Below are 22,687 nucleotides of genomic sequence, written 5' to 3' on the forward strand. Positions count from 1 at the left end.
CGATCAACAGATGGGTAGGGCGGTGGGTACGAAAAGAAAAACGGCCCGGAGGCCGCATGAAATAAGGACTTTTGGTGGAGAGGAGGAGGATCGAACTCCCGACCTCCGCATTGCGAACGCGGCGCTCTCCCAGCTGAGCTACCCCCCCCACAAGCAGAACGCATTCTATCGCGCCTTCAATCGGCGGGTGACAGGGCGGTTTCCATCTCGCGGCGAATCCGGTAGGCGGGCGTATGGGTGTCGATGGCGACGTCGGCCCAGGTGAGGCAGGTGCCGCGCGCCACGGGGCGAATCACCTTGACGTCGTGCGCCAGGCCCAGCGGCAGGCCGCCCATGTGCACCGAACGGGTGGCGGGCTGCAGCTTGCCCCACACGGTGTAGCCGCCTTCGCCGTCGAGCAGGTCACCCGGCTTCAGGTCGCGCTTGGCGGTGGCGACGACGTCGGCGTGCCAGCCGGTGGCGACGCCGGTCGCCTCGCGCCGCAGGGCCACGCTGGCGACGCTCATGCCGACTTCCAGGCCGATCAGGTGCCAGCGCTTGTACAGGCTGAAGTAGCGGCCCGTGTCGTCGGTGTGGGCGTTGTATTCCTCGAAGCAGTGCTTGATGTAGTCGGTCTCGGCTTCCACGGTGACCCACACGCCCATGCGGATGTCGTAGTCGATGGGCGTGCCGTCGGGGCGGAGCGACGAAATGACTTCGACCATGCCTTTTTTATCCAGCACGCCGCCTTCGGCGCGTGGGCGCGTCAGGTAGGGGATGTCGGCGATGCTGCCCGGCGGGTAGCGCAGGCCCTCTGCCGGCACGGCCAGGCCGGTGGCGTTGGCGACGGCGGTGCTTTCGATGGCGGGCTTGCTGCCGTCCAGGAAGCTGTTGAACATCTTGGGGTTGAGGCCGCCGCGCGCGGCTTGCTCGGGCGTCAGGCCGTAGTGGCCCCAGACGGTTTCGGGCGTGCTGTCGCAGAAGTGCGGCAGCCATTTGTGCCCACGCCCAGCCGCCACCACCGGAAAGCCGCAGGTACGCGCCCAGTCCACCAGATCGCAGATCATTGCCGGCTGGTCGCCGAAGGCCATGGAATAGACCACGCCGGCCTCGGCGGCTTTGCGGGCCAGCAGGGGGCCGCAGAAAGCGTCGGCCTCCACGGTGACGTTGACGACGTGCTTGCCGTGCGCAAAGGCTTCCAGGCAATGGTCGACGGCGGCAATGGGGTGGCCGGTGCATTCCACGACCACGTCGATGGCCGGGTGCCGCACCAGCGCCTGCCAGTCGTCACCCACGTGCGTGGTGCCCTGGGCCAGCGCGTCGTCCAGCGAGCGTGCCGCGCTGCGCTCGGCCGGCCAGCCGACGCGCGCCAGATTGGCCCGCGCGCCGTCGGGCGACAGGTCAGCAATGCCGGCCAGGTGCACCCCCGGCGTGCGTGGCACCTGCGCCAGGTACATCGACCCGAACTTGCCGGCGCCGATCAGGCCGACGCGGACGGGGCGGCCTTCGGCGGCGCGCTGTTGCAACTGGCGGTGCAGGCTCATGGGGAAACTCCGGATGTACTATGTTTACGATAGCGGCCATCGCCTTTTGCGCAAGGGCTGGCGCCTGATTTGATGCCAAGGGCTCGGCCGCCGGGGCCACCCCGCAGTTTGCGACAATAACGCCTTCCATGCCCCGCACCAACGAATCCTTCCGTCGCGACCAGCCCGACATTCAGTGGCTGGAGCGCATGTACAACAACCGCATGCGCGTGCCCGAGCACCCCGCGTACTTCACGCGCTGGGCGGCCGAATCGGCGCTGGTGCGGCGCACGCTGGCCTGCGATGTGGACGTGCCCTATGGCGACGCCCCGCGCGAGCGGCTGGACGCCTTCAAGGCGCCGCGCCCCGGCGCACCGCTGGTGGTGTTCATCCACGGTGGCTACTGGCGGGCGCTGGACAAGTCGTTTCACAGCTTCGTGGCCGGCGCGGCGCATGACCTGGGCGCGGCCACGGTGGTGCCCAACTACACGCTGTGCCCGCAGGCGCGCATTGGCGACATCACGCTGCAGATGGTGCGCGCCGTGGCCTGGGCCTGGCGCCATGCGCGCACGCTGGACGCCGACCCGCGCCGCATCAGCGTGGTGGGGCATTCGGCGGGCGGGCAGCTGGCCGCCATGATGCTGGCCTGCGCGTGGAACGTGTTCGACCCGGCCTTGCCGCGCGACGTGGTCAAGCGCGCGCTCGGCCTGTCGGGCGTGTACGACCTGCAGCCGCTGCTGCACGTGCCCAGCCTGCAGGAGGTGCTGCGCCTCGATGCCGCGCAGGTGGCCGCATGCAGCCCGGCGCGTATTCCGGCGCCCGCGCGCGGCCAGTTCTACGCGCTGGTGGGTGGTGAAGAAAGCGGCGAATACCTGCGGCTGAACCGCCTGATCCAGCAGGCCTGGGGCCGCGAACGCGTGCCGCTGGCGCAGGCGCTGCCGGGGCTGGACCACTTCAGCATCGTCGATGCGCTGGTGGACCCGAAGCAGCGCGCGCACCGGGTGTGGCGGCAGGTGATCGGCTAGATTTTGCTATCTTAAAGATAGCTGCTTGCGCTGATGGGATAAGCGCTAAAGCCTTATTTGGCTTGAACCCTGCCTCAATCGGCCACCAGAAACCGCTCGGTCAGCAGCGCCCAATAGGCCGCGCCAATCGGCAGATTCGCATCGTTGAAGTCGTACCCCGGGTTGTGCACCATGCACGCGCCATGGCCGCCGTTGTGCGCATCGTCTGAGCCATCGCCATTGCCGATCAGCAAATAGCTGCCGGGCACCTGCTCCAGCATGAAGGCAAAGTCTTCGCTGCCCGACAGCGGATCGGTCTGCGGCACCACGTTGGCGGCGCCAACCAACTCGGTCGCCACGGCGCGAGCAAAGTCGGTTTCGGCAGGTGTGTTGACCAGCACCGGGTAGCCGGTGACCTGCTCCATGCGCCAGGTGACGTTGAAGGCCTTGGCCTGCGCGTCCACCAGCTCCTCGATGCGGCGGCGCAGCGTCGCGCGTACGCCGCGGTCGAGCGCGCGCACGCTCAGTTTCAGCACCGCCTCGCCCGGAATCACGTTGTGCGCCTCGCCGGCCTGGAAGGCGCCGACGGTGATGACGGCCATGGCCTTGGGGTCGACGTTGCGCGCCACGATGCTTTGCAGCCCCAGCACGATCGAGCTGCCGGCCACCACCGGGTCGGCGCTGTGGTGCGGCATGGCGCCGTGGCTGCCCTTGCCGGTGAGCGTGATGGTGAGGCCGTCGGACGATGCCATCGTGGCGCCGTCGCGCAGCAGCAACTGCCCCTGGCGGTGCCCCGGCATGTTGTGCATGGCAAAGATGGCGTCGCACGGAAAGCGCTCGAACAAGCCGTCGTCCATCATCGCCTTGGCGCCGCCCAGGCCTTCTTCCGCAGGTTGAAAGATCAGGTTGAGCGTGCCCGAAAAGCGCCCGGCGCGCGCGATGTGTTCGGCCGCCGCCAGCAGCATCGCCGTGTGGCCGTCGTGCCCGCAGGCGTGCATGCGGCCCGCGTGCGCGCTGGCCCAGGGCAGGCCGGTGGCTTCGTGGATGGGCAGCGCGTCCATGTCGGCGCGCAGGCCCAGGCGCTTGCGGCCATCGCCCCGCTTGAGCTGGCCGACCAGGCCAGTGCCGCCCAGCCCGCGCGTCACCTCATAGCCCCAGGCTTGCAGCCGCTCGGCTACCAGGTCGCTGGTGCGGAACTCGGCATAGCCTAACTCCGGGTGCTGGTGGATGTCGCGGCGCAGGGCGACGAAGGTGTCGGCCTGCTGCCGCAGGCCGCCCAGCAGCGCGTGGGTGGGTGTGGCGTCGATCACGGGCGAGCTCATGGCGCCCCGCTTATTGCGCGACCAGGCCGATGCTCTTGGCGATGGCCTGGAAGGTGGCGATTTCCTGCTTGTAGCTCGCGTCGGCGTCGGCCAGGCTTTGCGCGGGCGACACTTCCTGGCCCATGGCGAACAGGCCGGCCTTCAGCTGCGTGTCGGTCAGCACTTTTTGCAGGCCCTTGTGAACCGCCTGAACGATGGGCTCGGGCGTGTCGCGCTTGACGAAATAGCCGGTGCCGATTTCATACAGGAAGTTCTTCAGCGCCTTGCTGTCGGCGGTGCTGGGCACGCCCGGCAACAGGCGCTGGGGCTGTGGTGTCAGCACGGCCACGGCCTTCATCTTGCCCTGCTTGATGAACTCGGTCTGCGCCAGGCCGTAGGGCGTGATGAAGATGTCCACCTGATCGCCCACCAGGTCGCGGATGGCGTCGGCCGCGCCCTTGTAGGGGACGTGCGTCATGGGCACGCCCAAGTCCTTGCTCATCTTGGCGCCCAGCAGGTGGTAGAACGAGCCGACGCCCACGCTGGCATAGGTCATGGGCTTGCCGTCCTTGGCGGCCTTGGCGGCGTAAGCGGCCAGCTCGTCGGCGTTCTTGGCCGGCAGGCCAGCGCGCGCCAGGATGGCCATGGGCGCCAGCGCAATGCGGTGGATCTGGCGGAAGTCCTCGGGTTTGTACTTGATCGACGCGATGGCCAGCGGCGCCAGGATCAGCTCGTTGGGCGAGCCCTGGAACACCATGTAGCCGTCGGACGGCGCATGCAGCACCTTCTGCGCGGCGATCGAGCCGCTGGCGCCGCCCAGGTTCTCGATGATCACCGGCTGACCCATGGCAGCGGCCAGCGGTACGTTCACGCGGCGGGCGATGTTGTCCGACAGGCCGCCGGGCGGGTAGGGCACCATCAGCGTGACGGGCTTGGTCGGGTAGCTTTGCGCGGCGGCGCCAAAGGCCAGGGTGGCCAGGCTGGCGGCGGCAAACTGCAACAGGTGGCGGCGGTCGAGGGACATGGTCGTGGGCTCCGGCGGGTGTGAGAAAGACGAGGAACCTGCAATATCCTGCACGCCAATGCATGTGTCAAATGAATTGATATCAAGATTACTATGAGATATTCTCATTCATCGTGAACCTGCGCCAACTTGCCCACCTGACCGCGCTGGCCGAGGAAGGCTCGTTCTCGCGCGCCGCCGAACGCCTGCACCTGACGCAATCGGCGCTCAGCCGCAGCGTGCAGACGCTGGAAGACGAACTGGGCGCACGCCTGATCGACCGCGCCGGCAAGCGCAGCACGCTGACCCCGTTGGGCGAGGCCGTGCTGGCGCGCGCGCGCCGCATCACGCTGGAAGCCGCCGAAATCCAGCGCAGCGCCGAACTGCTGCGCCAGGGCGAGGCGGGCACGATCCGCGTTGGCCTGGGGTCAGGCCCGGGGGGCGCTGCTGATGACGCCGCTGCTGGCGCACGTGGCGCCGCTGTACCCCGACGTGCGCGTGGTCATTGCACGGGGCTCGACCGACTTGCAGGTGCAACAGCTGCGCCAGCGCGAGCTGGATGCGCTGGTGATCGACGCGCGCCGGATGGCGCCCGCGCCAGACCTGGTGATCGAGCCGCTGACCGAGCTGCGCGCCGGCTTCGTCAGCCGCGCCGCACACCCGCTGGCGGGGCAGGCGGCGGTTCGCTTCGACGACCTGCTGCGCTATCCGGTCGCCACCACGCCGCTGTCGGACGAGGTGGCGCGCATTCTGGTGGAACGCTATGGCCCCCGCGCTGATCCTGCGCGCATGGGCGCGTTGGTGTGTGAGGACGTGGGCAGCCTGCTGGATACGGTGGCGCAGACCGACGCCATCTTTCTGGGCGTGATCGCCGCCGCGCGCAGCGGCATCGATGCCGGGCAATTGGCGGAATTGCGCCTGTCGCCGCCGCTGGCCGCCGGCGCGCGCTTCGCCTACGTCACGCTGGCCGGCCGCACCGAGGCGCCGGTGATGCAGCTGCTGCGGCGCTTTGTGGCGGAGCGGCTGCGGGATTGATGGCGCCCGTCAGCCGCAACGTCCAGAAGCTTCAAAAACAATAGCACTCTGCGCTTGGTGGATCAGCGCTCAGGACCAGATCGGCCTGAAGATCACATCAACAGATGCTCACCCGCGTTGTCCCCGCCCAGGATGACGTAGTTCACCTTGCGGATGTCCAGCAGCTTCTTGCCGCCCGCGTAGCTGATGGAGCTTTGCACGTCCTGCTCCATCTCCACCAGCGTGTCGGCCAGCTTGCCCTTGATCGGCTCCAGGATGCGCTTGCCTTCGACGTGGCGGTACTCGCCCTTGTTGAAGTCGCTGGCCGAGCCGTAGTACTCCTTGAACAGCTCGCCGTCGACTTCGACCGTGCGGCCGGGCGATTCTTCGTGGCCGGCGAACAGCGAACCGATCATCACCATGGTCGCACCAAAGCGGATCGACTTGGCCACGTCGCCATGGTGGCGAATGCCGCCGTCGGCCACGATGGGTTTGGTCGCCACGCGGGCGCACCACTTCAGCGCCGACAGCTGCCAGCCGCCGGTGCCAAAACCTGTCTTCAGCCGCGTGATGCAGACCTTGCCCGGACCCACGCCCACCTTGGTGGCGTCGGCGCCCCAGTTCTCCAGGTCGATCACCGCTTCGGGCGTGGCCACGTTGCCGGCGATGACGAAGCTGTCGGGCAGCTTGGCCTTGATGTGGCGAATCATGTCGCGCACGCTGTCGGCGTGGCCGTGCGCGATGTCGATGGTGATGTATTCCGGCGTCAGGCCTTCGGCAGCCAGCTGGTCGATGCAGTCGTGGTCGGCTGGCTTGATGCCGACCGAGATCGACGCGAACAGGCCCTTGGCCTTCATGTCGCGCACGAAGGCCACGTTGTCCAGGTCGAACCGGTGCATCACGTAGAAGTAACCGTGCTCGGCCAGCCAGGCGCAGACTTTTTCGTCCACCACGGTCTTCATGTTGGACGGCACCACCGGCAGCTTGAAGCGCCGGCCGCCGAATTCGACGCTGGCGTCGCATTCGCTGCGGCTTTCCACGCGGCACTTGCGCGGCAGCAGCAGGATGTGGTCGTAGTCGAAGATTTCCATGGTTCCAAGCTCCAATCAGGGTGTGAAAAGATGGGCGCTTGGCTTGGCCCCGGCGTTTTGTGATGGACACAAAAAAACCGGGCCAAGAAAACTTGGGCCCGGTGATTGATTGTAGCGAGATCGGTGCGAGCGTGTGGCTTGCCGCCTGAAGGCCTTCCTACAATCCCCGGATGCCTCTCATACACGATGCGCCCGCCAGCGCCGACCTACCGCTGCTGGCCGGCCTCAACCTCGAACAACGCGCCGCCGTCACCCTGCCGCCTGAACACGCACTGATCCTGGCCGGCGCCGGTTCGGGCAAGACGCGCGTTCTGACGACGCGCATTGCCTGGCTGCTGCAGACGGGGCAGGTGTCACCGGGCGGCGTGCTGGCCGTCACCTTCACCAACAAGGCCGCCAAGGAGATGCTGACGCGCCTGACGGCGATGCTGCCGCTGAACGCGCGGGGCATGTGGATCGGCACCTTCCATGGGTTGTGCAACCGCTTTCTGCGGGCGCACTACAAGTTGGCGAATCTGCCGCAGGCGTTCCAGATCCTCGACACGCAGGACCAGCTGTCGGCCATAAAGCGGCTGTGCAAGCAGTTCCAGGTCGATGAAGAGCGCTTTCCGCCCAAGCAGTTGCAGTGGTTCATGAGCGGATGCAAGGAAGACGGCCTGCGCCCGGCCGACGTGGAGGTGCGCGACGCCGACAGCCAAAAGAAGGTCGAGATCTACCAGCTGTATGAAGAACAGTGCCAGCGCGAGGGGGTGGTCGACTTCGGCGAGCTGATGCTGCGCAGCTACGAGCTGCTGCGCGACCACGATGCCGTGCGCGAACACTACCGACGGCGCTTTCGCCACATCCTGATCGACGAGTTTCAGGACACCAACCGGCTGCAGTACGCGTGGATCAAGATGATCGCCGGCCTGCCGGGCGAGGGCGGGCATGGCGCGATCCTGGCGGTGGGCGACGATGACCAGAGCATCTACGCCTTTCGTGGCGCGCGCGTGGGCAACATGGCCGACTTCGTGCGCGAATTCGGGGTGCGCCACCAGATCAAGCTGGAGCAGAACTACCGCAGCCACAGCAACATCCTCGACTCGGCCAACCAGCTGATCAGCCACAACCAGAGCCGCCTGGGCAAGAACCTGCGCACCACGCAGGGCGCGGGCGAGCCGGTGCGCATCTACGAGGCGCCCAGCGATTTTGCCGAAGCCGAATGGGTGGTCGACGAACTGCGGCAACTGGTGCGCGGCGAAGACTACGCACGCAAGGAAGTCGCGGTGCTGTACCGCAGCAACGCGCAAAGCCGCGTGATCGAGACGCAGCTGTTCAACGCCGGCGTGCCGTACCGTGTGTATGGCGGCCTGCGCTTTTTCGAGCGGGCCGAGATCAAGCACGCGCTGGCCTACCTGCGCCTGCTGGAGAACCCGCGCGACGACACCAGCTTTCTGCGCGTGGTCAACTTCCCGCCGCGCGGCATCGGTGCGCGCAGCATCGAGCAGTTGCAGGACGCCGCGCGCGCCGCCGGCACCTCGCTGGTCGACGCGGTCACGCTGCTGCCGGGCCGCGCGGGCGCCAACCTGTCGGCCTTTGTGGCCAAGGTGGACGTCATGCGCGAGCAGACCGCCGGCCAGACGCTGCGCCAGATCATCGAGCAGATGCTGGACGGCAGTGGCCTGATCGAGCATTACCGCGCCGACCGCGAAGGCGCCGACCGCATCGAGAACCTGGAAGAACTGGCCAGCGCGGCCGAGAGCTTTGTCACGCAGGAGGGCTTTGGCCGCGATGCGGTTGCGCTGCCGGTGGACGAAACCGCCGAGCTGACCCAGTCGCCCGTCAGCCAGGGGCTGGACCCGGACGCGCCGCTGCTCAACGAGCCGCTGCCCGTGCCGCCGCCGCTGGTCGATGCCGCCACCGGCGAAACGCTCAGCCCGCTGGCGGCTTTCCTGTCGCACGCCGCGCTGGAGGCGGGCGACAACCAGGCCCAGGCCGGGCAGGACGCGGTACAGCTGATGACCGTGCACGCCAGCAAGGGGCTGGAATTTGACGCCGTGTTCATCACCGGGCTGGAAGAAGGGCTGTTTCCGCACGAGAACTCGCTCAGCGACCACAGCGGGCTGGAGGAAGAGCGCCGCCTGATGTACGTGGCCATCACGCGCGCGCGCAAGCGCCTGTACCTGAGCCACGCGCAGACGCGCCTGCTGCATGGGCAGACGCGCTATCACATCCGCAGCCGCTTCCTGGAAGAACTGCCCGAAGACGCGCTGAAGTGGATCACCCCGCAGCGCAGCGGCTTTGCCAACGCCGATGCTTCACGTTCGATAGCGCATGGCGCCCGTCCCGCCTGGGGTGGTGGCGGATTTCATGCCGAATCGTTCAAGTCGGCGCCGCTGCCGGCTCGCAAGACCGAGCCGGCGCACGGCATCACCGTGGGCTGCAAGGTGTTTCACAACAAGTTCGGCGAAGGCACCGTGCAGGCGACCGAAGGCTCGGGCGACGATGCACGCGCGCAGGTCTACTTTCCGCGCCACGGGGTGAAGTGGCTGGCACTGGCGGTGGCCAAGCTGACGGTGGTGGATTGAGCAAGTTGCGGCGCGGTCAGCCGCGCGCTTCGCCGGACGAGGGCGACAAAGCCGGGCGCCGCACCCGCGCGTCGCCCGCACAGCCGCACAGTGCCTGCCAGCGCTGCACCTGATCGAGCCGGGCCGGAAACACCTGCCCGTACAACCGGGGCGCATACAGCCACATCTGGTAGGCCGTGCGCGCGGCTTCGGCATCACCCTGGTCGGCCAGCACGGCGAATTCGTCGAAGGCGGTGCGCCAATGGTCGGCGGCCAGTTCGGCCTGCGCGTGTTCCATGGCGGGGCCGGTGCCTGCGGCGTTCTGGGCGCTGGCGGCCAAAGGCGCCAGGCAGGCCGCGACGACGGCAATGAGCGCAACGTGTTTCATGGTCGACCTTTCGCTGCGCACGGGAGGCGGGAGCGATGGGCCGGGTGCGCAGGCCGCGCGCCCATCTTTTGGTGCCTACCATTGTGAAAGAAAGGTAGCCAAAACGTATACCTTCTTTGGCGTAGCCCGTACCGTCCACCGGCGCCTGAGCGCCAGGGAAGCCGCGGTCACACAGGCAGCGAGGGCGAGTCGTCGGGCGGCGACACCGCGAAGCTGTCGCGAAAGGTGAACCAGAGCGAGCTGAAGAACATCGCCGCCACCATCAGCGCCGCCGGCAGCAGGCCGGCCGAAGCGACCGCCGCGCTGCCCGAGATGGCCGTGATCACCAGCAGCACCATGGCGACGCCGACCGACACCGCCATCCACAACGCGCCGTACAGCAGAAAGGCGCGCGTATTCTTCAACACCGCGACCAGGCTGAAGAACAGGCTCTTGACCGGCGTCACGCCATGCCAGTGCACCAGCGCCGGCGCGTGCCAGAAGGCGATGGAAATCGGCAGATAGAGCAGGGTAGAGGCCCACATGGCCACGCGGAACTGCGGGTCGGTCACCAGTTCGGGCGTGATGCCGCCGCCGTTGACGTACAGCTGCGCAAAGTTGCCGCCATCGATCAGCGCCGACGCCGCCATCACCAGCAACACGGCCACGGCGTACAGCAGGCCCAGCAGCAGCATGGGGCGCCGCGCTGGCGCATCGGCGCGCAGCGCGACGAACAGCGTGAGCGGCATGGGGAACTTGCCTGCCTCGATCTCGCGCGTGGCCGCCATCAGCCCCACGGTGAGCGCTGGCACCAGCACCAGGGCCAGCAGGCCGCCGATGAGCGGCACGAAGGCCGCCAGCGACAGCGCCGCCATGAACATGAAGAACAGGCCGGCCATGGCCAGCGGCTGGCGGAAGAAGGCGCGCAGGCCTTCGCGCACCCATTGGGCGCCGGTGCGGGCGGGAAGAATCTGGAGCTTCATGCGTGCAGCGGCGCCGCGATGCGCTGGCGCAGCACGCGTTCGAAGTGGCGCGGGTCGTGGGGTTTCAGCATGCTGGCTTCGCGCGGCAGGTGCCAGTCCCACAGGCGCGACAGCCAGAAGCGCAGCGCACCCGCGCGCAGCATGGCCGGCCACAGGCGGCGTTCGGCATCGGTCAGCGGGCGCACGGCCTGATAGGCGCCGAGCAGCGCCTGCGTGCGCGCGTCGTCCGTGGCGCCGGTGGGCAGGTCGATGGCCCAGTCGTTGACGGCCACCGCCAGGTCGAACAGCCAGGTGTCGACGCCGGCGAAATACCAGTCGAAAAAGCCGCTCAGCACGGGTTGGTCGGCCGACCCCTCGAACATCACGTTGTCGCGGAACAGGTCGGCATGCACCGCGCCGCGCGGCAGCGCGGCATAGGCGCTGCTGGCGGCAACGTGGTTCTGGTAGGCCAGTTCGGCACGGATCAGCGCGGCCTGCTCGTCCTCGAGGTGCGGCAGCACCACCGGCACGGTGGCGTTCCACCACGCCAGTCCGCGCAGGTTGGGCTGGTGGCGGTCGTAATCGCGTGCCGCCAGGTGCGCGCGCGCCAGCATGTCGCCCACCGCGGCGCAGTGCGCGGGGCCGGGGGCCAGCTCGCTCTTGCCGCGCAGGCGGTTGACCACGGCGGCAGGCTTGCCGCACAGCGTGTGCAGGATGTCGTCCTCACCCGGGCCCACGCGCACGCCTTCGGCCTTGGCCTGCGGGTCGGGCACCGGCACGCCGTGCTCGGCCAGGTGCTTCATCAGGTGCAGGTAGAAGGGCAACTGCGCGTGCGTTAGCCGCTCGAACAGGGTCAGCACCCATTCGCCCCGGTCGGTGGTGGCGAAGTAGTTGGTGTTCTCGATGCCGCCTTCAATGCCGCGCAGCGCCGTCAGCTCGCCCACGCCCAGCGATTGCAGCAACGCGCGTGCCTGATCTTCAGAAACTTCGGTGTAAACCGCCATGGAGCGCTTGTCCAGCCTGCGCAGAGCGCTATCAGAATTGATGCAATTTCCAGACGCGACGGCCCGCGCCGCCGGGGGCGGCTTCGCGGTTGCCGGCGCCGCTGGCGTCGGCCGGCTGCACGTCGTAGGCCGGCACGCCGGCCTTGGGCTTGACGGTGATGCTGCGGGTTTCGCCGCCCACACGCACTTCGTCGACGCGGCTGCCGGCGTCTTCGTGCTGGATGTGCTCGACCCGCTGGGTGCGGCGGTCCAGCACCGGCTCGTCGCGCGCCAGACTGCCGGCGGGGGCCGGGGCGGGCTGCGCCAGCACCAGCGGGGCCAGCAACGCCAGGCCGCACGCGGCGATGAGGGCCTTGAAACCAGAGATGAAATGCATGGCCGTATTCTAGGCGGCGGCCACCTGGGGCGCTGGGCCGCCGTGCACAATGCCGGGATGACCGAGACACCCCCCGCGCCCGACGGCGCGACCGCGCCGCGCCTGCTGCTGGTTGACGGGTCCAGCTACCTGTATCGCGCCTTCCACGCCATGCCCGACCTGCGCGCCGACCCGGCCGATCCGGCCAGCCAGCCCACGGGCGCCATCCGCGGCATGGTCAACATGCTGGGCGCGCTGCGCAAGGACTATCCCGACGCGCCCTACGTCGCCTGCGTGTTCGACGCGCCCGGCAAGACCTTCCGCGACGACCTGTACCCCGACTACAAGGCGCACCGCGCGCCCATGCCCGACGACCTGCGCAGCCAGATCGAGCCGATCCACGAAGTGGTGCGGCTGCTGGGCTGGACGGTGCTGGCCGTGCCGGGGGTGGAGGCCGACGACGTCATCGGCACGCTGGCGCACGTGGCGGCGGCGCAGGGCGTGGACGTGGTGATTTCGAGCGGCGACAAGGACCTGGCGCAGCTGGTCACGCCACGCATCCAGATCATCGACACCATGAGCGGCAAGCGCCGCGACGAAGCCGGCGTGCTGGCCGAATTTGGCGTGCGGCCCGACCAGATGCTGGACTACCAGGTGCTGCTGGGCGACGCCATCGACAACGTGCCGGGCGTCGACAAGGTCGGCCCCAAGACGGCCGCCAAATGGCTGGGCGAACACGGCTCGCTCGACGCCATCGTGGCCAACGCCGCGCAGATCAAGGGCGCCGCGGGCGACAACCTGCGCAAGGCGCTGGACTGGCTGCCCACCGGGCGCGATTTGCTGCGCATCCGCACCGACTGCGACCTGGGCGGGCACGTCGAGGGCCTGCCTGCTCTTGATTCGATAGCTGCCCGCCCACAGCAGACCAGCGCACTGGCCGAGTTTTACGAGAAATTCGGCTTCAGGACACTGGCCAAGTCCCTTCTGGGCGAAGGCGCCGGCGCGCGCGCCAAGCCGGCGCGCAAGGCCGCCGTGGCGGCACCGGTGGACGACCTGTTTGCCGACGCGCCGGCGGCGTCGCAGGTCAGCGGCGAACTGACGTACGAAACCATCCTCGACTGGCCGGCGTTCGACCGCTGGCTGGCGCGCATCGACGCCGCCGAGCTGACCGCGCTGGACACCGAAACCACGTCCATCGACGAGATGCAGGCGCGCATCGTGGGCCTCTCGTTCAGCGTCAAACCCGGCGAGGCGGCCTACATCCCGCTGATGCACGAGGGGCCCGACGCGCCGCCGCAACTGCCGCTGCAGGACGTGCTGGAGCGCCTGCGCCCCTGGCTGCAAGACCCGGCCAGGAAGAAGCTGGGCCAGCACGTGAAATACGACCGCCACGTGTTCGCCAACCACGGCATCGACGTGGCCGGCTACGCGCACGACACCATGCTGCAGAGCTACGTGCTCGAAGTGCACCGCCCGCACAACCTGGCCAGCCTGGCCGACCGCCATCTGGGCCGCACGGGCATCCAGTACGAAGACCTGTGCGGCAAGGGCGCGCACCAGATTTCCTTTGCGCAGGTCGCCGTGGACAAGGCAGCGGCCTATTCGTGCGAGGACTCCGACCAGACGCTGGACCTGCACGGGACGCTGTGGCCGCGCGTGGCGCGCGAGCCCGGCCTGCGGCGCATCTACGAGCTGGAGATGGCCGTCAGCGAGGTGCTGTTCCAGATCGAGCGCCAGGGCGTGCTGATCGACGCCGACCTGCTGCGCCAGCAAAGCCACGAGCTGGGCCAGCGCATCCTGGCGCTGGAGCAGGAGGCGCACGAACTGGCCGGCCAGCCCTTCAACCTGGGCAGTCCCAAGCAGATCGGCGACATCTTCTTCAACAAGCTCGGCCTGCCGGTGGTCAAGAAGACCGCCACCGGCGCGCCCAGCACCGACGAGGAAGTGCTGGAGAAACTGGCCGAGGACTACCCGCTGCCCGCGCGCATCCTGGAGCACCGGGGCCTGTCCAAGCTGAAGGGCACCTACACCGACAAGCTGCCGCAATTGCTGGACGCGAATGGCCGCGTGCACACGCACTACGGGCAGGCGGTGGCGGTGACGGGGCGCCTGTCCAGCACCGACCCCAACCTGCAGAACATTCCGGTGCGCACGGCCGAGGGGCGGCGCATCCGCGAAGCCTTCATCGCGCCGCCGGGACACGTCATCGTCAGCGCCGACTACAGCCAGATCGAGCTGCGCATCATGGCCCACCTGTCGGACGACGAGGCGCTGCTGCGCGCCTTTACCGAAGGGCTGGACGTGCACCGCGCCACCGCGGCCGAGGTGTTCGGGCTGGACGTGGCGCAGGTCAGCAGCGAACAGCGGCGCTACGCCAAGGTCATCAACTTCGGGCTGATCTATGGCATGAGTGCCTTCGGCCTGGCGCGCAACCTGGGGATAGACAACACGGCGGCGCGCAACTACATCGAGCGCTATTTCGAACGCTACCCCGGCGTCAAGCGCTACATGGACGAAACGCGTCTGTCGGCCAAGAGCAAGGGCTACGTCGAAACCGTGTTCGGCCGCCGCCTGATCCTGCCCGAGATCAACAGCCCCAACGGCCCGCGCCGCGCCGCCGCCGAGCGCGCCGCCATCAACGCGCCGATGCAGGGCACGGCGGCCGACCTGATCAAGATGTCGATGGTGGCGGTGCAGGACGTGCTGCACACCCAGCAGCGCGGCACCAAGATGATCATGCAGGTGCACGACGAACTGGTGTTCGAGGTGCCGCAGGCCGAACTCGACTGGGCGCGCGCCGAAATCCCGCGCCTGATGGCCGGCGTGGCCGAACTGAAGGTGCCGCTGCTGGCCGAGGTCGGCGCCGGCCCCAACTGGGAGCAGGCGCATTGACCTGTATCAAGGCCTGAATCGGCGGTTGCCCCGCGCCCCATATTGACGGACAGCTATTCAACTTGTAGCATCTGCCGCACAACCACCAGGGGACATGCCATGAGGAGAGCGGCGCACCCGCATTTCGTCTTCGCGCGCGACGGCTTCTATGACGACATCGCCCGCGTGCACCGGGCGGCTAGGGCGGCGACGTATCACGAGCTGGAACACGTCACCGGCTGGCGCAGCACCAGCGTCTACCACGAGCCCGGCGCCAGGGAAAAGCTGGAGCGCCTGCTGGGCCTGCGCATTACCCGCTGGGACACCGACCCGGCCGAGGAAAACGGCGTCTTCTACCAGGGCTTTGCGCGCGGTGCGAAGGCCGAAGTCCCCGCCATCCACGCCGACTGGCCTGAGGACGACGTCACCATCGTCGTGTACCTGACGCCCGGACTGCCGGCCGACTGCGGCACTTCGCTGTGGCGGCACAAGCGCACCGGCCTGTCGGACGCGCCCACCGCCGCCGACGCGCGGCGCCTGGGCACGCCGCTGGCCGCGCTGCGGAGCGCGTGCGAGCGCGATGCCCGCCACCGCAGCCGCTGGGTCGAGACCGACCGCATCGGCTACGCCTGCAACCGCATGGTGGCCTACCCGTCAGGCTGCTTTCACTCGGCATCGCGCCATTACGGCGCCAGCAACGCCGACGGGCGGCTGTACCAGACCTTCCGCGTGGGGGGTGGACTGGGCGTCGTTCCGCCGCTGAACGGCGGGCGTCAGGCCTTGTGCCGCACGCGGCCGTTGGCGAAGAAGGCCAGCAGCAGCTTCTGGTAGGCAAACACGTCTTTCGGCTTGGCGCGCACCATGCGCGCCAGCAGGCGCGTGCCGTCGGCGTCGCCCACCTTGAGCGTGTGCCAGATCAGGGCCACTTCGGCCAGCACGCGGCGTTCGTCGGCCGACAGGCGCGTGCCCAGTTTGGCTGCCTGGGTGAAGCGCGCCACGCCATCGGCTTCGGCGCGGGGCCGGTCGCCAGCGTAGTCGGCGGCGATCATCTTGGTCACGCGCGTCGTGACGTCGAACAGATGCGGCGGCACCGGTCCGCCGAAGTTGAGCGCGACGTTGCTTTCGGTGAAGCGCAGCAGCGTCTTTTCGGGGCTGCGGTAGCCGGGGCGCCGGTCGATGCGCTCTTTTTCTTGTAGCGACAGCTTCAGCAGAGCGGGCGCCAGCGGCCGGAAACCGTGCCGGAAGTAGAACCAGAACGCGCCCGAAGCGATGCCGTCCGGGTTGTCCAGCCCGAACTGGTGCGCGTCGACCTCGAAGTAGCGCACGCCAAACGCCTGCGCGTAGGTGCGCAGCACCTGGCACATCATGTAGCCCGATTCGCCGCCGCGGAACGGCTCGAAGATGTTCATGCCGAAGGCGGCGCGCTCGCCCATGATCCACGAGCCGCCGTACGCCACCGGAAAGCCGTTCTTGAACAGCGTGAAGCCGACGTAGCTTTCCAGCGGCAACTGGCGATCCGGCGTCATGCCGAAGATGGCGCAGCTCAGGCCGCGCTCCAGGTCGTAAAGGCGCAGGTTGGCCGGGTCAAGGTAGGTGGCCGGGTCGGTCTCGCGGCTGGTCAGGGCCATGGTGTTCTTCAGCACGCGGATGGCATCGGCGCGTTCGTCATCGCTCAGCCGGCGCGGCGCGGGCAGACGCTGCTGCATCAGGGCCAGCGGGTCGAACTTGCGCAGCAGGTCGGGCTGCAGGTACACCGGCTGGCGCAGCGCGAGGCGGTTGAAGGCCTTGCTGAAGGCGGCCGACGTGGGCTGCACGCGCACGTACAGGTCGAGCGCGTCGAACAGCTGGTCCTTGACGTAGGGCAGGGCGTCCAGGCGGCTGAGTTCGGCCACCAGGAAGGCCAGGCGCTGGTCGGGCCTGACCTTGAGCACGTCGAGCAGGGCGTCGTTGCCCAGGCTGGCAGTGGTCTCGTTGCGCTCCAGGCTGGGCAGGGTGAGCTTGAGGATGGCGTTCAGGTCGAGCAGCGGCTCCTCGTAGCGATCGGGCAGCACGCGGCAATGCGGGTGGGCCAGCAGCCAGCGGTTGCAGTCGTGCGTGAAGCGCGTCACCGTGTCGACCCACGGCAGGCCGCGGTCGGCCAGCGCGGCGGGGTGCTTGCCGCGCCTGGACTTCAGCAAGGCGGCCAGGCGCCTGAATTCGGCTTCGACCTGCTTCAACGTGTCGGCGTCGGGCGGATGCGCGGCGATGAACAGCAAGGTGTCAGCGTAGTCCGCCAGCGCGGCATCGGCCACCAGCGGCAGCTTGGCCAGGCGCGCGAGTGCGTCGCGCTTGCGCGCGGCCGAATCGGCGTCGAAGCGGTTGGCGGTTTCGCGCAAGCTGCGCAGCAGGCGGGTGCGCGATTCGTTCTGGCTCATGGTGTCTCCTCCGCCGCGTGTTTTACACGATGGCGGGGCGCGCCGGCTTGTGCGCCATCAAGCCGGGCGCCACGGGCGGTGGTGTGCTTGCAGAAACAAAAAAGCCGGCACACGTGGCGTGTACCGGCCTCTTGGCGTGCAGCGCGCGTCAGGCCGCCGGGGCCGCTTCCTGGTGGTATTGCGTCACGCGCTCCACCTCGTTCTTGCTGCCGAGGATGACGCTCACGCGCTCATGCAACTGCTGCGGCTGCACGTCCAGGATGCGCTGGTGGCCGTTGGTGGCCGCGCCGCCGGCCTGCTCGACCAGCCAGGACATCGGATTGGCCTCGTACATCAGGCGCAGCTTGCCGGGCTTGTTGGGCTCGCGCTTGTCCCACGGGTACATGAAGATGCCGCCGCGCGTCAGGATGCGGTGCACGTCGGCCACCATGCTGGCCACCCAGCGCATGTTGAAGTCCTTGCCGCGCGGGCCTTCCTTGCCCTGCAGGCATTCGTCGATGTAGCGCTTGACCGGCGCGTCCCAGTGGCGCATGTTGCTCATGTTGATGGCGAATTCCTTGGTGTCGGCCGGAATTTCCACCTTGTCCTGCGTCAGCACGAAGCTGCCCATCTCGCGGTCCAGCGTGAACATGGCAACGCCGTCGCCCACCGTGAGCACCAGCGTGGTTTGCGGCCCATAGACGCAATAGCCTGCGGCCACCTGGCACTTGCCAGGTTGCAGGAAGTCGCCTTCCTCCACGCCGCGGTCGCCTTCGGGCATCTTGAGGACGCTGAAGATGGTGCCGATGCTGACGTTGACCTCGATGTTGCTGGAGCCGTCGAGCGGGTCCATCAGCAGCAGGTATTCGCCGCGCGGGTAGCGGTTGGGCACCAGGTAGATGCTGTCCATTTCCTCGCTGGCCATGGCCGCCAGGTGGCCGCCCCATTCGTTGGCCTCGATCAGCACTTCGTTGGCGATGATGTCCAGCTTCTTCTGCACTTCGCCCTGCACATTTTCGCTGCCCGCCGAGCCCAGCACGCCGCCAAGCGCGCCCTTGTTGACGGCATGGCTGATGCTCTTGCAGGCGCGGGCGACGACTTCGAGCAGCAGGCGCAGCTGCGAAGGGATGTGGCCGTCGACGCGTTGTTTTTCGACCAGATAGCGGGTGAGGGAGATGCGGGTGCTCATGCGGATGCCTTGGGTTCGGTATCGGGGGTGGGGGGCGGTGCGCGCCTCGGCGCCGTCGGCCGCCTGCGGCTCGGCAACGGCGTCGTGCGGCGCCAGCGCGCGTGCGATGACTTCACGCACGTCGTTGCTGAGGTCGGCGCGCGCGGCCACGCGCTCGATGGCTTCGCGCGCGGCGCTGCGGTAGGGCTCGGCCAGCTGGGCCCACGAGTCCATGGCGCGGGCCAGGCGCGAGGCGACCTGCGGGTTCATGCCGTCGAGTTCGAGCACGCGGTCGGCCCAGAACACGTAGCCCGACGCATCGCGGCGGTGAAAGCCCGCCGGGTTGCCGTGGCAGAAGCTGGACAGCACGCTGCGTGCGCGGTTGGGGTTGCGCACGCTGAAGTCGGGGTGCTTCATCAGCTGGCGCACCAGCGGCAGGATGTTGCCGCCGCGGTCGGGCGCGGACGCCTGCAGGGCAAACCACTTGTCGAGCGCCAGCGGCTCGTGCCGGAACAGCTGGTAAAAATGCGCCAGCGCGGGCGCGGCCAGCGGGTGGTCGGCATAGACCAGCGCTTCCAGCGCGTTCAGGCGGTCGGTCATGTTGCCGGCGTCCTTCACGCGCTGGTAGGCCTTGCCGGGCCACACGGCGTTGCGGTCGTGGCGCGCGGCCAGCACCAGCATGTGCAGCGCCAGGCCCGCCAGCGCGCGGCGGCCGGCCGACACCGGATCGGGCGTGAACGCGCCGGTGTCGCGGCATTGCTCATAGGCTTGCTGCCAGTCGGTGTGCAGCGCGGTGGCCAGCTGTTCTTCCATGGCGTTGCAGACGGCATGAATGCGCTGCGGGTCCACGTGGTCGAGCTGCTCGGCAATGTAGTCTTCTTCGGGCAGCGTCAGCACCAGCGCCTTGAAGGCGGCGTCGAGTTGCGGGTTGCGCAGCACCGCACGCAGCGCGTCGATGAAGTCATCGCCCAGCGGCTGCTGACGACAGCCATCGCCTTCGCGTTCGATGTGCTCGATGGCGATGCGCAGGCCCAGTTGCTGGGCGGCTTCCCAGCGGTTGAACGGGTCGCTGTCGTGCGCCATCAGGTGCATCAGCTGCGCGGGGGGTCAGGTCAATGTCCAGCTCGACCGGCGCCGAGAAGCCGCGCAGCAGCGACGGCACCGGCTCGGCGTCGACGTGGACCAAGGTCAGCGTCGTCTCAGGCTCGGTCAGCACCACGGTGTGGCTGCCCTGCACGGGGCTGCCCCCGCTGTCGAGCTGCAGCGGCTGGTCGCGCCCATCAGGCCCGACCAGGCCCATGCGCACCGGGATGACAAAGGGCTGCTTGTGCGGCTGGCCCGGCGTCGCGGGGCAGCTTTGCGACAGCTTCAGCGTGTAGGTGCGGGCGGCAGCGTCGTAACAGCCTTCGGCCTTGACCACCGGCGTGCCGGCCTGGCTGTACCAGCGCTTGAACTGCGGCAGCAGGCGCGCCAGATCGCTGTCCGGGTTGGCGTCGGCCATGGCCTGCGCGAAGTCGTCGCAGGTGACGGCCTGGCCGTCGTGGCGCTTGAAGTACAGGTCCATGCCCGCGCGAAAGCCCTCGCGGCCCACCAGCGTCTGGTACATGCGCACCACTTCGGCGCCTTTTTCGTACACCGTGTCGGTGTAGAAATTGCTGATCTCCAGGTACTCGTCGGGCCGTACCGGGTGCGCCATGGGACCGGCGTCTTCGGGGAACTGCGCGCTGCGCAGGTCGATGACGTGCTCGATGCGCTTGACGGCGCGCGCGCTGGGCGTGCCGGCCAGGTCCATGCTGAACTCCTGGTCGCGGAAGACGGTGAGGCCTTCCTTCAGCGACAGCTGGAACCAGTCGCGGCAGGTGACGCGGTTGCCCGTCCAGTTGTGGAAGTACTCGTGGCCGATCACGCTTTCTACCGCGTCGTAGTCGCCGTCGGTCGCCGTCGAGGGCTTGGCCAGCACGTACTTGGTGTTGAAGATGTTCAGGCCCTTGTTCTCCATCGCGCCGGCATTGAAGTCGCTGGTGGCCACCACCATGAAGCGCTCCAGGTCCAGCGGCAGGCCGAAGCGCGCCTCGTCCCACAGCACCGAATGGATCAGCGAATTCATCGCGTGCTCGGTCTTGTCCAGGTCGCCCGGACGCACGTAGACCTGCAGCAGGTGGTCGCTGCCGCTGCGCGTGGTGATGCGCTGCTCGCGCGCCACCAGACGGCCGGCCACCAGGGCGAACAGGTAGCTGGGCTTCTTGTGCGGGTCGTGCCACTTGGCGAAGTGGCGGCCATCGGGCAGGTCGCCTTCGTCGACCAGGTTGCCGTTGGACAGCAGCACCGGGTAGCGGGCCTTGTCGGCGCGCAGCGTGACGGTGTAGCTGGTCATCACGTCCGGCCGGTCGAGGAAGTAGGTGATGCGGCGAAATCCTTCGGCCTCGCACTGGGTGAAGAAGTCGCCGTCGCTCATGAACAGGCCCATGAGCTTGCTGTTTTTTTCGGGGTAGCAGGTGGTGAAGATTTCCAGCTCGAACGGCGTCGTGCCTTCGGGCAGGTTCTCCAGCACCAGCGTCTCGCCATCCATACGGAAGCTGCAGCCCTGCCCGGCCAGCAACACGCGCGACAGGTTCAGTTCGTCGCCATGCAGGCGCAGCGGCTGCGGCGCCACGTCGGGGTTGCGGCGCAGCGTCATCCGGTTCAGGACGCGGGTCTTGGCGGGATCCAGGTCGAACGTCAGATCGACCGAATCGATCCAGAACGCGGGCGGGGCGTAGTCAAGGCGGCGGGTGACGGCGGATTGTCCTTCTCGCATGGCTTGATCCTCTTTACTTCAAAACTAATAGCATACCTCGCTTGATGGACAAGCGCTGGCAGCCGAAAACACCTGAAATCAGACGCCTTGCTTCAGGCTGGCCTCGATGAAGGCGTCCAGGTCGCCGTCGAGTACTTTCTGCGTGTTGCTGATCTCGACGTTGGTGCGCAGGTCCTTGATGCGGCTGTTGTCCAGCACGTAGCTGCGGATCTGGTGGCCCCAGCCGACGTCGGTCTTGCTGTCTTCCAGTTTCTGCTGCTCGTCGAGGCGCTTGCGCATCTCGTGGTCGTACAGGCGGCTGCGCAGGCGCTGCCAGGCCATGTCGCGGTTGCTGTGCTGGCTGCGGCTGTCCTGGCATTGCACCACGATGCCGGTGGGAATGTGGGTCAGGCGCACGGCCGAATCGGTCTTGTTGATGTGCTGGCCGCCGGCGCCCGACGCACGGTAGGTGTCGACGCGCACGTCGGCGGGGTTGATGTCGATCTCGATCGAGTCGTCGATCTCGGGGTAGACGAACACGCTGGCAAAGCTGGTGTGGCGCCCGCCGGACGAGTCGAACGGCGACTTGCGCACCAGACGGTGAACGCCGGTTTCGGTGCGCAGCAGGCCGTAGGCGTATTCGCCCTCGATCTTGACCGTGGCGCCCTTGATGCCCGCGGTGTCGCCGGGGGTTTCGTCCTCGATGGCGGTGCTGAAGCCCTTGCGTTCGGCGTAGCGCAGGTATTGGCGCAGCAGCATGCTGGCCCAGTCCTGCGCTTCGGTGCCGCCGGCGCCGGCCTGGATGTCGAGGAAACAGTTGTTGGGGTCGGCCGGCTGGTTGAACATGCGGCGGAACTCCAGTTCCTCGACCACCTTTTCCAGCTCCGCCACGTCGTCGGCGATGGCCTGCAGGCCGGCCTCGTCGTCCTCGTCGCAGCTCATCTCGAACAACTCGGCGTTGTCAGACAGGTTGCGCGTCAGGTCGTCCAGCGTGACCACCACGCCGTCGAGCGCCTTCTTTTCCTTGCCCAGCTCCTGGGCCTTCTTGGGGTCGTTCCAGACCGCCGGGTCTTCCAGCGCGGCGTTTACCGTGCGCAGGCGTTCGGCCTTGCCATCGTAGTCAAAGATACCCCCGTAGCTCGGCGGTGCGAGCGGTGAGATCCTCGATCTGGCTGCCAATGTGATTGATGTGTTCTGCTTCCATGGTGCTTCAAAAAAAGTGAGGGCGCGGCAGCGCCCCAAAGGGTGAATTTTCTCATGCGCGCCCGCGCCTGCACGTGCCCATGAAAAAGACCGCCGGGGCGGTCTTTTTGCGAATCATCCGAAGGCC

At 67.9% G+C, this 22,687-nt stretch carries 16 protein-coding genes, 1 tRNA gene and 2 pseudogenes; 6 read left to right on the forward strand and 13 right to left on the reverse strand.

Translation table 11 applies throughout. The features are described from left to right. Positions 1 to 72: 72 nt before the first annotated feature. Together R0D99_RS07515 and R0D99_RS07520 are read right to left on the reverse strand one after the other, a co-directional pair. Positions 73 to 148: transfer RNA gene (locus R0D99_RS07515), tRNA-Ala, on the reverse strand. Positions 149 to 176: 28 nt separating this feature from the next. Then, positions 177 to 1,523 carry an NAD(P)H-dependent oxidoreductase gene (locus R0D99_RS07520; RefSeq protein WP_317750774.1) on the reverse strand — a complete coding sequence of 449 codons (1,347 nt, stop codon included), beginning with the start codon at positions 1,521 to 1,523 and terminating at the stop codon, positions 177 to 179. A 128-nt stretch (positions 1,524 to 1,651) separates the two neighbouring features. On the opposite strand from R0D99_RS07520, the gene R0D99_RS07525 reads away from it, so the two are divergent. Continuing rightward, a complete protein-coding gene (locus R0D99_RS07525; RefSeq protein ID WP_317750775.1) occupies positions 1,652 to 2,527 on the forward strand; it encodes an alpha/beta hydrolase in 876 nt (291 codons plus the stop codon). 74 nt (positions 2,528 to 2,601) lie between these two features. On the opposite strand, the gene R0D99_RS07530 is transcribed toward R0D99_RS07525, so the two are convergent. After that, positions 2,602 to 3,828: a M20 aminoacylase family protein gene (locus tag R0D99_RS07530; protein ID WP_317750776.1), complete on the reverse strand. Its 1,227-nt coding sequence runs from the start codon at positions 3,826 to 3,828 to the stop codon at positions 2,602 to 2,604. A gap of 10 nt (positions 3,829 to 3,838) precedes the next feature. Continuing rightward, a complete protein-coding gene (locus R0D99_RS07535) occupies positions 3,839 to 4,831 on the reverse strand; it encodes a tripartite tricarboxylate transporter substrate binding protein (RefSeq protein ID WP_317750777.1) in 993 nt (330 codons plus the stop codon). A 113-nt stretch (positions 4,832 to 4,944) separates the two neighbouring features. On the opposite strand from R0D99_RS07535, the pseudogene R0D99_RS07540 reads away from it, so the two are divergent. Together R0D99_RS07540 and R0D99_RS07545 are read left to right on the forward strand one after the other, a co-directional pair. Next, positions 4,945 to 5,070: pseudogene (locus R0D99_RS07540) on the forward strand (LysR family transcriptional regulator); the annotation flags it as partial. A gap of 190 nt (positions 5,071 to 5,260) precedes the next feature. Further along, entirely contained in the window at positions 5,261 to 5,845 is a 585-nt protein-coding gene (locus R0D99_RS07545; RefSeq protein ID WP_317750778.1) for a substrate-binding domain-containing protein, read from the forward strand. Positions 5,846 to 5,937: 92 nt separating this feature from the next. Here the strand turns inward: R0D99_RS07545 and R0D99_RS07550 are convergent, their stop codons facing one another. Continuing rightward, positions 5,938 to 6,915, reverse strand: a complete 978-nt coding sequence (locus R0D99_RS07550; protein ID WP_317750779.1) for a GMP reductase — start codon at positions 6,913 to 6,915, stop codon at positions 5,938 to 5,940. A 170-nt stretch (positions 6,916 to 7,085) separates the two neighbouring features. Between R0D99_RS07550 and R0D99_RS07555 the strand changes: the two genes are divergently transcribed. Further along, complete coding sequence (locus R0D99_RS07555; RefSeq protein ID WP_317750781.1) at positions 7,086 to 9,482, forward strand: UvrD-helicase domain-containing protein; 2,397 nt, start codon at positions 7,086 to 7,088, stop codon at positions 9,480 to 9,482. Between the two features lie 16 nt (positions 9,483 to 9,498). Here R0D99_RS07555 and R0D99_RS07560 read toward each other — a convergent pair whose 3' ends face one another. The 4 genes from R0D99_RS07560 to R0D99_RS07575 form a co-directional block, all read right to left on the reverse strand. Beyond that, positions 9,499 to 9,849 carry a hypothetical protein gene (locus tag R0D99_RS07560; protein ID WP_317750782.1) on the reverse strand — a complete coding sequence of 117 codons (351 nt, stop codon included), beginning with the start codon at positions 9,847 to 9,849 and terminating at the stop codon, positions 9,499 to 9,501. Positions 9,850 to 10,016: 167 nt separating this feature from the next. After that, entirely contained in the window at positions 10,017 to 10,811 is a 795-nt protein-coding gene (locus tag R0D99_RS07565) for a BPSS1780 family membrane protein (protein ID WP_317750784.1), read from the reverse strand. Continuing rightward, positions 10,808 to 11,794 (reverse strand): homoserine kinase, encoded by a 987-nt coding sequence (locus R0D99_RS07570; RefSeq protein ID WP_317750785.1) that lies wholly within the window; start codon positions 11,792 to 11,794, stop codon positions 10,808 to 10,810. Before R0D99_RS07570 ends, R0D99_RS07565 begins: the two co-directional genes overlap by 4 nt. A 31-nt stretch (positions 11,795 to 11,825) precedes the next feature. Beyond that, complete coding sequence (locus R0D99_RS07575) at positions 11,826 to 12,170, reverse strand: hypothetical protein (protein ID WP_317750786.1); 345 nt, start codon at positions 12,168 to 12,170, stop codon at positions 11,826 to 11,828. Between the two features lie 57 nt (positions 12,171 to 12,227). On the opposite strand from R0D99_RS07575, the gene polA reads away from it, so the two are divergent. Both polA and R0D99_RS07585 read left to right on the forward strand, forming a co-directional pair. After that, positions 12,228 to 15,041 (forward strand): DNA polymerase I, encoded by a 2,814-nt coding sequence (gene polA / locus R0D99_RS07580; RefSeq protein ID WP_317750787.1) that lies wholly within the window; start codon positions 12,228 to 12,230, stop codon positions 15,039 to 15,041. A 99-nt stretch (positions 15,042 to 15,140) separates the two neighbouring features. After that, a complete protein-coding gene (locus tag R0D99_RS07585; RefSeq protein ID WP_317750788.1) occupies positions 15,141 to 15,851 on the forward strand; it encodes a DUF6445 family protein in 711 nt (236 codons plus the stop codon). On the opposite strand, the gene R0D99_RS07590 is transcribed toward R0D99_RS07585, so the two are convergent. The 4 genes and pseudogenes from R0D99_RS07590 to prfB form a co-directional block, all read right to left on the reverse strand. Then, the gene (locus R0D99_RS07590) at positions 15,794 to 17,434 is read right to left on the reverse strand and encodes a hypothetical protein (protein ID WP_317750789.1); all 1,641 of its coding nucleotides are present in this window, start codon (positions 17,432 to 17,434) and stop codon (positions 15,794 to 15,796) included. The genes R0D99_RS07585 and R0D99_RS07590 overlap by 58 nt on opposite strands. A 148-nt stretch (positions 17,435 to 17,582) precedes the next feature. Then, positions 17,583 to 18,602: a class 1 fructose-bisphosphatase gene (locus R0D99_RS07595; RefSeq protein WP_317751037.1), complete on the reverse strand. Its 1,020-nt coding sequence runs from the start codon at positions 18,600 to 18,602 to the stop codon at positions 17,583 to 17,585. A 90-nt stretch (positions 18,603 to 18,692) separates the two neighbouring features. Next, positions 18,693 to 21,378, reverse strand: a pseudogene (gene pepN, locus R0D99_RS07600) (aminopeptidase N); the annotation flags it as partial. A gap of 78 nt (positions 21,379 to 21,456) precedes the next feature. Continuing rightward, a protein-coding gene (gene prfB, locus R0D99_RS07605) for a peptide chain release factor 2 (RefSeq protein ID WP_317750791.1) occupies positions 21,457 to 22,561 on the reverse strand; the annotation gives its coding sequence in 2 pieces (ribosomal slippage) (positions 21,457 to 22,479 and positions 22,481 to 22,561; 1,104 coding nt in all). Positions 22,562 to 22,687 lie beyond the last annotated feature (126 nt).

Origin of the sequence: Ottowia sp. SB7-C50 (assembly GCF_033110285.1) — a bacterium.
GTDB lineage: Bacteria > Pseudomonadota > Gammaproteobacteria > Burkholderiales > Burkholderiaceae_C > Ottowia.

Coding starts and splice junctions, on each gene's coding strand:
- R0D99_RS07525 (WP_317750775.1), top strand. CDS start 1,652: ATGCCCCGCACCAACGAATCCTTCCGTCGCGACCAGCCCGACATTCAG.
- R0D99_RS07535 (WP_317750777.1), bottom strand. CDS start 4,831: ATGTCCCTCGACCGCCGCCACCTGTTGCAGTTTGCCGCCGCCAGCCTG.
- R0D99_RS07555 (WP_317750781.1), top strand. CDS start 7,086: ATGCCTCTCATACACGATGCGCCCGCCAGCGCCGACCTACCGCTGCTG.
- R0D99_RS07590 (WP_317750789.1), bottom strand. CDS start 17,434: ATGAGCCAGAACGAATCGCGCACCCGCCTGCTGCGCAGCTTGCGCGAA.
- R0D99_RS07585 (WP_317750788.1), top strand. CDS start 15,141: ATGAGGAGAGCGGCGCACCCGCATTTCGTCTTCGCGCGCGACGGCTTC.
- R0D99_RS07560 (WP_317750782.1), bottom strand. CDS start 9,849: ATGAAACACGTTGCGCTCATTGCCGTCGTCGCGGCCTGCCTGGCGCCT.
- R0D99_RS07565 (WP_317750784.1), bottom strand. CDS start 10,811: ATGAAGCTCCAGATTCTTCCCGCCCGCACCGGCGCCCAATGGGTGCGC.
- R0D99_RS07530 (WP_317750776.1), bottom strand. CDS start 3,828: ATGAGCTCGCCCGTGATCGACGCCACACCCACCCACGCGCTGCTGGGC.
- R0D99_RS07575 (WP_317750786.1), bottom strand. CDS start 12,170: ATGCATTTCATCTCTGGTTTCAAGGCCCTCATCGCCGCGTGCGGCCTG.
- R0D99_RS07570 (WP_317750785.1), bottom strand. CDS start 11,794: ATGGCGGTTTACACCGAAGTTTCTGAAGATCAGGCACGCGCGTTGCTG.
- R0D99_RS07595 (WP_317751037.1), bottom strand. CDS start 18,602: ATGAGCACCCGCATCTCCCTCACCCGCTATCTGGTCGAAAAACAACGC.
- R0D99_RS07520 (WP_317750774.1), bottom strand. CDS start 1,523: ATGAGCCTGCACCGCCAGTTGCAACAGCGCGCCGCCGAAGGCCGCCCC.
- R0D99_RS07550 (WP_317750779.1), bottom strand. CDS start 6,915: ATGGAAATCTTCGACTACGACCACATCCTGCTGCTGCCGCGCAAGTGC.
- polA (WP_317750787.1), top strand. CDS start 12,228: ATGACCGAGACACCCCCCGCGCCCGACGGCGCGACCGCGCCGCGCCTG.
- R0D99_RS07545 (WP_317750778.1), top strand. CDS start 5,261: ATGACGCCGCTGCTGGCGCACGTGGCGCCGCTGTACCCCGACGTGCGC.